The 13,183-nt window shown below is 36.2% G+C and carries 11 protein-coding genes; 9 read left to right on the top strand and 2 right to left on the bottom strand.

Annotated features, from left to right (window positions below):
- The first annotated feature begins 31 nt into the window (after window positions 1-31).
- The 3 genes from LF887_RS14695 to LF887_RS14685 all read left to right on the top strand — a co-directional run bounded on the left by LF887_RS14695 (window position 32) and on the right by LF887_RS14685 (window position 2,048).
- Complete coding sequence (locus LF887_RS14695) at window positions 32-970, top strand: hypothetical protein (protein WP_236854997.1); 939 nt, start codon at window positions 32-34, stop codon at window positions 968-970.
- Between the two features lie 24 nt (window positions 971-994).
- Entirely contained in the window at window positions 995-1,609 is a 615-nt protein-coding gene (locus tag LF887_RS14690; protein WP_236854996.1) for a deoxynucleoside kinase, read from the top strand.
- Window positions 1,610-1,697: 88 nt separating this feature from the next.
- Window positions 1,698-2,048 carry an ArsC/Spx/MgsR family protein gene (locus LF887_RS14685; RefSeq protein ID WP_262912473.1) on the top strand — a complete coding sequence of 117 codons (351 nt, stop codon included), beginning with the start codon at window positions 1,698-1,700 and terminating at the stop codon, window positions 2,046-2,048.
- A 210-nt stretch (window positions 2,049-2,258) separates the two neighbouring features.
- Here the strand turns inward: LF887_RS14685 and LF887_RS14680 are convergent, their stop codons facing one another.
- Window positions 2,259-2,564 (bottom strand): DUF493 family protein, encoded by a 306-nt coding sequence (locus LF887_RS14680; protein ID WP_236854994.1) that lies wholly within the window; start codon window positions 2,562-2,564, stop codon window positions 2,259-2,261.
- A gap of 41 nt (window positions 2,565-2,605) precedes the next feature.
- Entirely contained in the window at window positions 2,606-3,277 is a 672-nt protein-coding gene (locus tag LF887_RS14675; RefSeq protein WP_236854993.1) for a DUF4197 family protein, read from the bottom strand.
- Window positions 3,278-3,640: 363 nt separating this feature from the next.
- On the opposite strand from LF887_RS14675, the gene LF887_RS14670 reads away from it, so the two are divergent.
- The 6 genes from LF887_RS14670 (at window position 3,641) to LF887_RS14645 (ending at window position 13,104) form a co-directional block, all read left to right on the top strand.
- A complete protein-coding gene (locus tag LF887_RS14670) occupies window positions 3,641-6,475 on the top strand; it encodes a SusC/RagA family TonB-linked outer membrane protein (RefSeq protein WP_236854992.1) in 2,835 nt (944 codons plus the stop codon).
- Between the two features lie 5 nt (window positions 6,476-6,480).
- Window positions 6,481-7,950: a RagB/SusD family nutrient uptake outer membrane protein gene (locus tag LF887_RS14665; RefSeq protein ID WP_236854991.1), complete on the top strand. Its 1,470-nt coding sequence runs from the start codon at window positions 6,481-6,483 to the stop codon at window positions 7,948-7,950.
- A 76-nt stretch (window positions 7,951-8,026) separates the two neighbouring features.
- The gene (locus LF887_RS14660; RefSeq protein WP_236854990.1) at window positions 8,027-9,418 is read left to right on the top strand and encodes a glucoamylase family protein; all 1,392 of its coding nucleotides are present in this window, start codon (window positions 8,027-8,029) and stop codon (window positions 9,416-9,418) included.
- Between the two features lie 100 nt (window positions 9,419-9,518).
- Complete coding sequence (locus tag LF887_RS14655) at window positions 9,519-10,226, top strand: prolyl oligopeptidase family serine peptidase (RefSeq protein WP_236854989.1); 708 nt, start codon at window positions 9,519-9,521, stop codon at window positions 10,224-10,226.
- Window positions 10,227-10,280: 54 nt separating this feature from the next.
- On the top strand, window positions 10,281-12,608 hold the full coding sequence (bglX, locus tag LF887_RS14650) for a beta-glucosidase BglX (protein WP_236854988.1): 2,328 nt from the start codon (window positions 10,281-10,283) through the stop codon (window positions 12,606-12,608).
- A 97-nt stretch (window positions 12,609-12,705) separates the two neighbouring features.
- The gene (locus tag LF887_RS14645) at window positions 12,706-13,104 is read left to right on the top strand and encodes a hypothetical protein (protein WP_236854987.1); all 399 of its coding nucleotides are present in this window, start codon (window positions 12,706-12,708) and stop codon (window positions 13,102-13,104) included.
- Window positions 13,105-13,183: the final 79 nt, after the last annotated feature.

Here is a 13,183-nt window from a genome sequence, read left to right as displayed (position 1 = left end):
TTCTGTATATTGAACACATTAAAAAAACAGAGTGAAGTTTTTAAACTTATTATTTTTTTTCCTTTTCTGTACAGCTTCGGCGCAGAATATTATTCCTTTAGATACTTTAAAACTTAAGGAAGCCAAAGATATGCTGGCCGATGACTATGGAAATCTGTATATCTATAAAAACAAAGATTTTAGTCTTACCAAATATGATTCCTTAGGAAAACAGATCGGAAAAATGATGCTTACCGTACCCTATAAAGTGCAAAGTGTACAGAATCCGCTGAATGTCTCTTTGTTTTCAGAAAATGCTCAGGAGATGAAATTTGTGGACCAAAACATGAATGAGATTCAGCGTATTGATTTTAAGCAGAAATTTGGTTTTATCAGAATGGCTTATGCTGAAGATTTGCAGCAATTATGGTTATTGGATGACAGTACAAAACGCCTGATACAATATAATTTCAGAAATGATACTACCATCAATTCATATCCGTTTGATGTAAGCTTTGAAGATTTGATGGACCTTCTGGTTTATGAAAGTAAAGTCTATATTTTAACAAGAAAACATATCAGGATCTATAACCTTAAATTTGAAAAACTCTTTGAAGCTCCTATCGATAACGGAAAAAGATTCAGGAGAGAGAATGATAACATTCTGGTTATTGCCAATAATCTGATTTCAAAATACGTTCCTGAAAAAGGTATGACAACCATTTTTGATGATCCGGATGCACAAATTGTGGATAAAAATATCCTCTCTTATTTTGAAATCAAGGGTAACAAACTCTATCTTTACAGCCTTGAAAAAGTAAAAAAAGCCAAGCAGCTGAAACAATTGGAAATTCAGCCGGAATCTATAGAAAAACCTAAAGTAAATCCGGATGAACAAACAGCGGGAAAACCTTCAGACAATACATTAGGAGAACTGATTGAAGAGGTTTCCGACCTTCAGACTGCCGGCGTAGAAAAGCTTGTCGATTAATCAGTAAATACAAGGAAAAATAATATGCATATTGCAGTTACAGGAAACATTGGAGCGGGAAAAACAACTTTAACCACAATGCTTTCCAAGCATTACGGATGGGATGCACAATTTGAAGATGTAGATCATAACCCGTATCTGGAGGACTTTTATTCGGATATGAGCAAATGGAGCTTTGCGTTGCAGGTGTACTTCCTGGGAAGCAGATTCCGTCAGGTGAAAGAGATCAGAGAAAGCGGTAAAAATATTATTCAGGACCGTACCATTTATGAAGATGCACACATTTTTGCAGAAAACTTAAATGATATGAACCTTCTTTCTGACAGAGATTTTAATAACTATTCATCGGTTTTTGATCTGATGAAATCATTTGTATCAGCTCCGGATTTATTGATCTATTTAAAATCAGATGTTCCCAATCTGGTAAAGAAAATATATAAAAGAGGACGTGAATATGAAGCGTCAATTAGTATTGAATACCTTTCAAAACTCAATCAGAAATACGAAAAATGGATCTCCGGCTATACAGAAGGTAAACTTCTGATTATTGAAGTGGATGATCTTGATTTTGTAGAAAAACCGGAAGATTTCGGGCTTATTCTGGAAAAGATTGAAGCAGAATTGCACGGATTGTTTTAACAAACATTTATCAGAATGTTAAGACAATCTCAAGAGAATTCTTATTAATTTTGAGATAAGTAAGTTTAATTTTTTAAAGCAATTAAAGATGTTAGTGAAAGTTTTACATAACGGAAACTGTTCGAAATCAAATGCTGTGTTAGAGTACCTTGATGAAAATGGTGTGCCTTTTGAAATCATTAATATCATCGAAGATCCGTTAAGCATTCTGGAGATCAAAACAGTTTTGAAGAAGCTGAATCAAAGCGTTTTTCATATTATCCGTAAAATGGATAAACTATATATGGAAAAGTATGCCGATAAAAACTATTCCGAAGAGGAATGGATTAAGATTTTGTCTGAAAATCCTTCACTGATACAAAGACCTATTCTGGTGAAAGGCTCTGTAGCAATGTTGGGAAGGCCTATTGAAAATGTCAAATTCTTTATTGATAAATAATTAAGAATTAATAAATAATAAAAAAGCCCGTTTTATAAATAAATGGGCTTTTTTGTGCTTTAAAATATATTCAAGACAATATTTGAAATTCGTTAAAAAATAAACCGTATCAAATCTCCAAAGATGGATTTTTATATTAGGTTGATTTTTTTCTGAGAATGGATGGATGTTCATAAAATCGGCTGTCTCAAAGAGACAGCCGATTCATTTTTACAATAGAATAACTCCTTCTATTTTTGCTACTTCTTTATAAATAGTCACAATCTGATTAGCATCCAATACAAATGCGTTGATATTGCAGGCTGTGTATTTTCCATTTTTGCTTTCACGGTTTCCCAATGTAAATTTAATACCATCAAAAACCTTGTAAATTTCAGTTAATTTTGACTGGTCTGTAGGAATAATAAATTTGAATAAATAATCCTCAGGAAAATCGTGATGATCTTCCAGTTTTTCCTTTAAAGACTTATAGAAATCTTCAGGACTTGCGTGTTGATTTCCTTGTAATATATCCATCTGCAATTATTAATATTAATATAAATTTAATGAAAAATTTCCTATTTTCCAAATGGTCCTAGTAAGGACTTGGAGTTCTGGTGCTCATAATCTTCTATGATATTGAAAAGTCCGTTGACAAGCTGTTCAGAAGCAAGCTGGCTTAGCCCTCCTGAGCTTACAGTGTTCTTGTTTCCTCCTAAAAGACTGCCAAGGAAATTATTTCCGGCCAATGCAGTGTTGACTGTTTTTACAATACCGTATTCATTCAGCTTCTCATCCACTTTAGGAGCAATGGCTGCAATAAGCTGTTGAGAGGTTTTTTCTTTCAGAATCTGTGTAGCAGTAGTTCCCTGGATAATTCTTGTGACGTCCTGAGCGTTCAGACTGTTTACCGCACCCTGTAAAATAGGTTTTGAAGTATTTACCGTGTAAGCAGCTGCCTGTGCGATATAATCCCTTTCCTTAGCGACCAATGAAGGCGCAATATTCTCCAGCATAGAGTTGATATCTCTGAGCTCTTTTGGAAGAGCTTTATCCACCATGTTATTCTGCAGGAAGGCCTCTTTATTCGCGTAAACCCCCATTCCTTTATCAATACCATTCAAGAGCATCCTTTTAATAATAGAAAGCCCCATGTCGCTTGTCGCCAGGGTAGTACAGGACTGTACCGTAGTGGTAATGACTGCGCCGGTTCCGATAATAAGAGCGGCTGCAATGATGTATTTTTTCATTAATCTTTTTATTGATTTTTTTCTTATTGCTTTTCTCAAAAACTGCACCAAAGGTAAATACTATTCTTTATTTAACAAAATATTAATTTAGGGAGTCAATTTGGTGAATTTTTATGTTAAAATTGCTATTTTCCTATTAGAGATATATTATGTTATTCCATATTGTTTTGAATATAAACTCATAAAAACTGATCCTATTTCATTTTTAATTCAAAAAAAAACAATAGTTGTTAAATTTTTAAGATAATTTAACATGGTGGGATATTTTTTATATTTTTGGCTAATGTCTTTTTTTGAGATTTTAAATAACTCCACTTATTAAGACATATCAAAATTTGATTATTTGAATAAACTCGAAACTATATGAAACAATGTAATTTAAAGTATTCATGCCTTATCGCGGTTTTGTACTTCGGAATGAACGTGAATGCACAGACTACACCTGATTCTGCCAAAGTCCAGAAGATTGACGAGGTGGTAATGATCGGGTATGGTAGTCGTAAAAAAGTAGATAATACAACATCTATCAGCTCCATCAGTGCAGAAGAAGTAACCAGGACAAAAGTATTAAATGCTTCGCAGGCTATCCAGGGTAAAGCAGCAGGGGTACAGGTGACAGCTTCGGATTTACCTGGTTCCACTCCTAGTGTAATGATTAGAGGAATGGGTACAGTACTGGGAGGAAGAGAACCTTTATATGTTGTAGATGGGATGTTTGCCAGTAACATTAATAATATAAACAGTAATGATATTCTTACCTATGATATATTAAAAGACGCGGCTGCACTTGCTATCTATGGAAACAGAGCAGCAAATGGAGTTATTATTATTACAACGAAAGGAGGTAAAGGAAAGTTGAGTGTTTCTTACGACGGACTGATTGGAATTAGAAATCCTTTAAGAACAGTAAAAATGGCAAATGCTTCAGAATTTGCTAACTATAACAATATAGCGTTAGGAATCAATAAATTTTCTCTTAATCAACCTGTAGATACTGACTGGTACAAGCAAATCACAAGAACGGGTATTTACAATCAGCATAATCTTTCGATTTCAGGTTCTTCAGAATCTGTAAAATATTTCTTAAGTTTAAGTAACTATGATGAGCAGTCTATTCTTCGTGGTACGGATTATAACCGTGCAACGATTAGATCAAATAATGAATTTAAAATTGCAAAAGGAGTTACCCTATCACAAAACTTAAGTATTGCTTTCACAAAAGAAACACCAAAACCACTAAATGCTTTTACGACTGCATATAAGCAGTCTCCTATAGTTCCGGTTCGTTATGCATCTGGACAGTTTGGGCTTCCAAGAGTTAACTCCAATGGTGTGGTAGATTATATTGGAAATCAATTTAATAACGTAGGGAATCCTGAAAGCCAGCTATTTTTTGATAATCAGCAAAATAAAGGCATGATTATGCAGGGAGGTCTGAAGTTGGATATTGATATCATGAAAGGATTAAAATTCACTTCTCAGTTTAGTGGTGAATATGGAAATTATAAAGCGTACAATTTTACGGATGCCGTAGCAGTTTGGTTAGCGGCAGATCCTACAAGAGTACCAGGTGATTTTCCAGGGCAAAATGCCAGAAATACTCTTCTTAACAAGAAAGAAGATTATTATAACTGGTCACTTACAAACTACTTAACATATAATAGAAAGTTTGGAGTACATGATATTGAATCAACGGTAGGTACAGAAGCAACAGTAATCAATGGTGTTGAATCATTAAACCTTACGAGAAGAAATCTTTTATTAACTGACCAAAATTACTGGAATCTTAGTGGCTTTGATTACGTGAATAATGTACAAAATCTAACATCAGTAAAAGGAGACAGAAACACAACAATATCATATTTTGCTAGAGCACAGTATAAACTGATGAACCGTTATCTTTTAAGTGCTACCGTAAGACGAGATGGCTCCTCTCAGTTTGCTGCAGGTCAAAAATGGGGAACGTTCCCATCATTTGGTGCAGGTTGGATAGTGTCTGAAGAAGATTTTATGAAAGATAGCTTCTTTAACCTTTTAAAACTTAGAGGAGGTTGGGGTAGATTAGGGAATCAGAAAGTTCCTTTAAACTACTTATCACTTAGTTCAGGAACAGTTTATAATTATGGTTTTGGAAACAGTAATGCGGTAAGTAACGGAATTACTGTTAATAAAGGATATGATCCGACTTTAGGATGGGAAATTACAGAAGAATCATCAGTAGGACTTGATTTCGCGGTCTTGAATAACAGACTGACAGGTTCGGTAGATGCTTATAACAGGGAAACAAAAAATCTGATTTTAGGGATTTCTAATTTCCTGACTTCAGGGCAGTCAGAAACTTACTATTCTCATATGGGTGCTGTAGTTAATAAAGGATTGGAATTCTCGCTTAACTGGGCTGATAAAGTTGGTGAAAACTGGACTTATTCTGTTGGAGCTAATTATTCATATAATAAAAATAAGCTAACGAAAGTTAATACTGAAAAAAATGTTGCTCAGCTCAGTGGCGGAGATTTGGGTAATGGACAATGGACTAAATTGTTCAATGGATCAACGGTAGGCCATGCATTAGGAAGTTTCTACTTGTGGGAGTTTGACGGATATGATGCAAACGGTGCTATGAAATATAAAGACCTTAATGGAAATGGAGTGACAGGATCTGCAGATGCAGGTGACCGAAAATATTTTGATTCTTATATTCCAAAATCTACTTTAGGTATCAATGTATCTTTAAGCTATAAAAATTGGGATTTTGCTGCTAACGGATATGGTGCTTTTGGTTTTAAAGTCTATAATGGTAAAAAGGCTCAAAGAATCAGCGGGGAAAATATTGAATCTTCAGTAGCTAATGATTACTGGACTCCTACTAATACCAATGCAGCAAATCCTGCACCTACAACTGCAATACCAATTGCATCTACATTTTTCTTAGAAGACGGAGACTATTTTAGAATTAATAATATTTCAGTAGGATATACTATTAAGAATGTAGTGAAAAATGTTAAATCTATAAGATTATATGTTAGTGCTATTAACCCAGTTGTTTGGTCCAAATATTCAGGATATTCTTCTGAATTATCAGGATATAATGCAGCGGATGCAACAGCAGAAGGAAATCCATATAAACTTGCCGGAGTAGAGCTGAACTCATATCCTACATTGAGATCATTTATTTTTGGTTTAAACGTAAACTTTTAGAAAAAATGAAAAAAAATAAAATATTAATTGTCTCGTTGATGTTATTGGCAGCAGGGACTTTTACACAGAGTTGTAAAGAAGAGTTTATTGATGTTTCTCCTTCAGAATCTATGACTGTTGGTGATATTGAAAAATTCAATAATAACGATGGAGCTACATATTTTGTCAATTCCATTTATGCTAAATTTTTGGACTGGAACATGAGTACCTTTGCCTGGATTGGAGTAACTTCAATTGTTTCAGATGATGCAGACAAAGGATCTAGCGCAGGTGATAATGGTTCAGATAAAGATATTCTGGATGCCTTGAATTTTACCGCTACAACACCGTCTTTCAAAGAATTATTTGCTTCTAATTATCAGGGGATTAATAGAGCAAATCAGGCATTACTATACATTCCTCAGCTTAAAAATGCTGATGAAAGCTTAAGAAAAAGATTAATGGGAGAAGCAAAATTCCTAAGAGCATTTATGTATTTCACATTGGTGAAGTCATTTGGCGGTGTTCCATTAGTTGATCATGTTCCTGCTACAGGCAATGATGCAGACAAAAAAATGCAGTTAACAAGAGTTTCTAAAGAAGAAATTTATGCATTTATAGAAAAAGATCTTAAAGATGCAATAGAAGCATTGCCTGATCGTTCAGCATATGGGGCTTCAAACGTAGGAAGGGCTTCTTCTGGTGCAGCTCATGCTTTATTGGCTAAAGTATATCTTTATCAGAAAAAATGGCAATTAGCACTTGATCAGTGTAATCTGGTAACAGGTTATTCCTTAACTCCGGAATTTATTGATATTTATAAAATCACAGGAGAAAATAATGCAGAATCTATTTTTGAAATTCAAGGGTCAGGAGCTGTAGCTGGTAGAGGAATACAGCAGTATACTCAGGTACAGTCGCCACGTGGTACCGGAGGTTGGGGCTGGGGATTTGCAACGCCAACCCAAGGCTTGTTTGATGCTTATTCTGCAGGTGACTCAAGAAGAGATGCTACTATTATGCAAAGAGGAATGACGCTATATGATGATAGAAAAGTCAACATCAATGCAGATAATAAGTTTTATAATTATAAAGCATATTCTTCAGCTTATTATGATCAGGCTAATACTGATACCAATATCCGTTATCTGAGATATGCTGAGGTTCTTCTGATGAAAGCTGAGGTAATGAACGAATTAGGCCAGACTTCTGCTGCGATTCCATTCTTAAATCAAGTAAGGAATAGAGCTCATATCGGTGATTCTCCGGCATCTACTCAAGCTGATGTAAGAGCAGATATCTGGAAACAAAGAAGATTAGAATTAGCTTTCGAACACGACAGATGGTTTGATTTAGTCAGAACAGGTCAGGCACAGGCTGCAATGGCAGCTGATGGAGGAAAAGTATTCCAGGTTGGTAAGCATGAAGTATTCCCTCTTCCACAGGATTTTATTATGGAAGCAGGGGGGCTGTCTCAGCAAAATCCTAATTATTAGAATGATATAACCACACACTTTAGAGGAGAATGAAAGTTCTCCTCTTCTTTTAGTATAACCAGATAAAAAAGATTTCATGAAAAGGACCTTATTATCAATTGCTGCTGCATCTTTATTGTTTGCATATTCCTGCAAAAACTCCCAAATAGCAAAACAGGATGTTTCCCAAAACCGAGCTGTAAATACTACTGTTACAGATGAGCAGCTCATGAACAAAGTTCAGAAAGATGCCCTGAAATATTTCTGGGATTATGCAGAACCTCATTCAATGCTTGGAAGAGAACGTTATCATGAAGATAATATCTATCCGGATAACGATAAACACGTTATCACTACAGGAGGTTCCGGATTTGGACTGGCAACCATTCTGGTGGGTGTAGAAAGAGGCTTTGTTCCCAGAAAAGAAGCTGTGAAACGATTGACTACCATGATGGATTTCCTTGCTAGAGCAGACCGTCATAAGGGTGCCTGGTCACACTGGATCAATGGAGAGACAGGGAAAACCGTTCCTTTTGGTAAAAAAGACAATGGAGGAGATCTTGTGGAAACAGCATTCCTTACTTCAGGGATTCTGATGGTTCGTGAATATTTTAAGAACGGAAATGCTGAAGAAAAAAGATTGGCTGCAAAATGTGATGAACTATGGAAAGGAATTCAATGGAACTGGTATACAAAAGGAGGTGAGAAAGTATTGTATTGGCACTGGTCACCGGAGTATCAATGGGAAATGAATTTTCCGCTGGAAGGATATAACGAATGCCTGATCACCTATATTTTAGCAGCTTCTTCACCTACTTATTCTATTGATGAGGAAACCTATTATAAAGGCTGGGCAAGAAACGGGAAGATTCTTTCGGAAAAAACAAAATATGGGCTTCCAATGTATGTTAAGCACAACGGAGCTGAAGAGTATGGAGGCCCTTTATTTTGGGCGCAATATTCTTACATTGGATTAGATCCTACCAATTTATCAGACAAACTGATTAAAAATTATTTTGATCTTAATAAGAATCAGGTTCTTATCGATTATAAATACTGTGTTGAAAACCCAAAGCAATGGAAAGGATATGGAGCTGAGTATTGGGGGCTGACAGCCGGTTATTCCAGAAATGAAGATGGAAGCACAGGATATAACGCTCATTTTCCACAAAATGATCACGGAGTAATCACTCCGACTGCGGCATTGAGCAGTTTTCCATATACCCCAAAGGAATCTATGGACTTTTTGAGATTTATATACACTCAAAAACCTGAATTTATTGGTTCTGCAGGACCTTATGATGCTACATCAATCAATTATAATAACTGGACCACTCCAAGATATCTGGCCATCGATCAGGGAACCATTGCACCCATGATCGAAAATTACAGAACGGGATTCCTTTGGAAGCTGTTTATGAATGCTCCGGAAATTCAGCAGGGATTGAAAAAACTAAGCTTTCACTCAGCAAAATATGGAATAAAATAAAATCTTTACTGCGCCATGAGTGCATAAAATAATTAAATCAATGCATTCGTGGCCATCTAAAGAAAAAATCAAATCCTTTAGCCAAAACCTAAATAACAATATGAAATTAAAATTAAGACATTTTCCCTTTTTACTTCTGCCACTCTCCTTACAGCTGAATGCTCAGGAAATAAAAGCAGAATTGAACAAAGAAATTAAAAAACAGGAAAAAATATCCTATATCCTCGATTATCCTCAGAAAACCAAAGGAAACGTTCCGCTAATTGTTTTTCTTCACGGTTCAGGAGAAAGAGGGAATAATTTGGAAATGGTAAAAGCGCACAGTCCTTTTACCTATAAAGATCTGATCAAGGAGCCGGTAGCTATTCTGGCACCCCAGTGTCCGGAAAATATGTGGTGGGATACCGTTACCGTTTATAACCTGATCAGAGAAATCCAGAAAAAATATAAAATTGATGCCTCCAGAATTTACCTTACAGGGCTTTCTATGGGAGGATGGGGAACCTTAAAGCTGGCAATGGAACATCCTGAAATGTTTGCCGCAGTAGTTTCAGTATGTGCTCCTACAGATCAGGTGATGACTGCCAATATCCAGCAATATAAAAATTTGAACATGAAAATATACCATGGCGGAATGGATGATGTTGTGCTTCCTGAAAATGCTTTTAAATTTTATCAAAAGCTGCATCCTGTCAATCCCTCAGCGGAACTTACTATTTTTCCAAATGATAATCATAACTCCTGGGATTCTGCCTATTCGAACCCACAATTATATGAATGGATGATGTCAAAAAAGAAAGAGAAATAGACACTCTTTGAATTAAAATAAAAATAGAAATATAATTTATAAGAAGATAGATTTATGAAAAAGTTAATTGTAATGGCAACGTTAGCGCTTGCGCCGGTATTTTCGGCACAGGAAATGGTAACGAAGCCCGTTCAGTCTTATCAGACTTCTCAATATGCGGCTAAAAGAAAAGCTTTTGTAGATAATCTTTTGTCTAAAATGACCTTAGATGAAAAGATAGGACAGCTGAATTTACCAAGTTCAGGTGACTTTACTACAGGTTTGGCTAAAAGTTCTGATATTGGAAAAAAAGTTGAACTGGGTTTAGTAGGAGGACTATTCAATATAAAAGGAGCTGATAAAATTAAAGCCGTTCAAAAAGTTGCTGTGGAAAACAGCCGTTTGAAAATCCCTTTGATTTTTGGCATGGACGTTATTCACGGATATGAAACTACGTTCCCGATTCCATTAGGACTTGCTGCTTCATGGGATATGAACCTTATTCAGCAGTCAGCCAGAGTTGCGGCAAAAGAAGCTTCTTCTGACGGGATCAACTGGACGTATTCTCCAATGGTAGATATCTCCCGCGAACCAAGATGGGGAAGAGTTTCTGAAGGCTCCGGTGAAGATCCGTATTTAGGAAGTGAAATTGCCAGAAATATGGTGTATGGTTATCAGGGTAAAGACTTATCTGCCGGTAATACCATTTTAGCATGTGTGAAGCACTTTGCATTGTATGGTGCAGGTGAAGCAGGAAGAGATTACAACACTGTTGATATGAGCCATGTGAGAATGTTTAATGAATATTTCCCACCCTATAAAGCAGCTGTTGATGCAGGAGTAGCTTCTGTGATGGCTTCTTTTAACGAGGTTGACGGAGTTCCTGCAACAGGAAGCAGATGGCTGCAGACTGAGGTACTGAGAAACAAATGGAACTTTAAAGGTTTCGTTGTTACTGATTACACAGGGATCAACGAAATGGTAGACCATGGAATGGGAGATCTTCAGCAGGTTTCTGCTTTAGCTTTAAAAGCAGGAGTTGATATGGATATGGTAGGTGAAGGATTTCTAACGACCCTTAAAAAATCTTTATCCGAAGGAAAAGTGACGCAGGCTGAAATTGATATGGCAGCGAGAAGAATTCTTGAAGCAAAATATGACTTAGGTCTATTTGATAATCCATATAAACATGGTGATGCTAAACTGGCTGCAAAAGAAGTTTTCAATATGGAAAACAGAAATATTGCCAGAAGTACAGCAGCTCAGTCGATGGTTTTGATGAAAAATGAAAACCAGGTATTGCCTTTGAAAAAGTCCGGAACTGTAGCGGTAATCGGACCATTGGTCAATAATTCATTAAACATGGCCGGAACCTGGAGTGTTGCCGCAAAGCATGATAAATCTGTTAGCTTAATGCAGGGGCTTCAGGCAAATTATGGCAAGGAAGTGAAATTTATTTCTGCAAAAGGAGCAAACATTGATTATGATGCTAAATTAGAAGAAATTTATGCCGCTCACGGTAAGAAAACCGACAGAGACAGCCGTTCAAAAGAAGAATTGTTAAAAGAAGCGGTGGATATTGCTAATAAATCAGACGTGATCGTTTTAGCGATCGGAGAATCTGCAGAAATGAGTGGTGAATCTTCATCAAGAACTGAAATTACAATTCCTCAATCTCAGGTTGACTTATTAAATGAACTAAAAAAAACAGGGAAGCCGATTGCTATGGTTCTTTTTACTGGCCGTCCATTGGCTTTAACGAATGTAAAAGATATTCCTGATGCTATTCTTAATGCGTGGTTTGCCGGCTCAGAAGCAGGAAATGCAATCTCTGACGTTCTTTTCGGAAAAGTAAATCCTTCCGGAAAACTTCCAATGACTTTCCCAAGAAGTTTAGGACAGGTTCCGATTTATTATAATGCAAAAAATACAGGGCGTCCGTTAGACCAGACTTTAGTTGATAAATGTGAATACCAGAGATTCCGTTCAAACTATATGGATGAGTGCAATACACCGCTTTATCCATTCGGATTTGGTTTAAGCTATACAAAATTCAGCTATTCTGATATGGCTGTTTCCAATACCAGTCCGAAAGGAAATCAAACCGTTCAGGCAACAGTTACAGTAACCAATAACGGAAATTATGACGGGGCGGAAGTTGTTCAGTTATATATCAGAGATTTGGTAGGAAGTATTACCAGACCGGTAAAAGAATTGAAAGGATTCCAGAAAATATTTCTGAAAAAAGGAGAGTCTAAAAAAGTCACCTTCGACATCAGCCCGGAAAGTCTGAAATTCTATAACGGAGATTTGAAATATGACTGGGAATCAGGAGAGTTTGATATCATGATTGGTACCAGCTCTGATGAAGTGAAACATTCCAGAATCAACTGGACTAAGTAAGAAACGGTATTAACGGTTCACCATTTTGTGGTTTATGTTTTTTTTGGCATGGTTTTTTAATGAATGACATTCTAGTTATTATATTATACAAATCAAAATGAAAAAAACAATTTTACTTAGCGCAATGTTCCTTGGTTCTCTAGTCTTCGCACAAAAAGCACAGGTAGTGGGTGGTGACAGAGATGCACACGGATGCATTGGTTCAGCAGGGTATACGTACTCACAAATTAAAAAAGACTGTGTACGTGTGTTTGAGCAAAAAATAAAGCTTACAGAAGTTGCTCCGAAAGGAAGTTCTACTTCAATGGCAGCTGTTATTTTTAGTAAAGACAAGAACAAAGCTGAAGTTTTTGTTAAAGATACCGGAGCTGGGAGTATCATCCTTACCAGAGCAGGCGGAAAAGCCAAAGCCTGGAAAAACGGAGATTACATATTGGTTCCGTACAAAAAAAACGGCTACCAGCTTAAAAAGGATAATGTTGTGATCTACAGATAAGAACATCCATCAAAAAATAGAAAAACCATTCGTAAGAATGGTTTTTTTTGTAACTTATGAGGAATTAACTGATACCCTG

The organism is Chryseobacterium sp. MEBOG06 (assembly GCF_021869765.1).
Taxonomy (GTDB): Bacteria; Bacteroidota; Bacteroidia; order Flavobacteriales; family Weeksellaceae; genus Chryseobacterium.
Note: the sequence above shows the minus strand (reverse complement) of the source record. Positions and strands in the feature narration are given on the sequence as shown.

Excerpts from the sequence above, each read along its gene's own strand:
- LF887_RS14655 (WP_236854989.1), top strand. The coding sequence starts at position 9,519 with ATGAAATTAAAATTAAGACATTTTCCCTTTTTACTTCTGCCACTCTCC.
- bglX (WP_236854988.1), top strand. The coding sequence starts at position 10,281 with ATGAAAAAGTTAATTGTAATGGCAACGTTAGCGCTTGCGCCGGTATTT.
- LF887_RS14660 (WP_236854990.1), top strand. The coding sequence starts at position 8,027 with ATGAAAAGGACCTTATTATCAATTGCTGCTGCATCTTTATTGTTTGCA.
- LF887_RS14665 (WP_236854991.1), top strand. The coding sequence starts at position 6,481 with ATGAAAAAAAATAAAATATTAATTGTCTCGTTGATGTTATTGGCAGCA.
- LF887_RS14690 (WP_236854996.1), top strand. The coding sequence starts at position 995 with ATGCATATTGCAGTTACAGGAAACATTGGAGCGGGAAAAACAACTTTA.
- LF887_RS14645 (WP_236854987.1), top strand. The coding sequence starts at position 12,706 with ATGAAAAAAACAATTTTACTTAGCGCAATGTTCCTTGGTTCTCTAGTC.
- LF887_RS14670 (WP_236854992.1), top strand. The coding sequence starts at position 3,641 with ATGAAACAATGTAATTTAAAGTATTCATGCCTTATCGCGGTTTTGTAC.
- LF887_RS14675 (WP_236854993.1), bottom strand. The coding sequence starts at position 3,277 with ATGAAAAAATACATCATTGCAGCCGCTCTTATTATCGGAACCGGCGCA.
- LF887_RS14680 (WP_236854994.1), bottom strand. The coding sequence starts at position 2,564 with ATGGATATATTACAAGGAAATCAACACGCAAGTCCTGAAGATTTCTAT.
- LF887_RS14685 (WP_262912473.1), top strand. The coding sequence starts at position 1,698 with ATGTTAGTGAAAGTTTTACATAACGGAAACTGTTCGAAATCAAATGCT.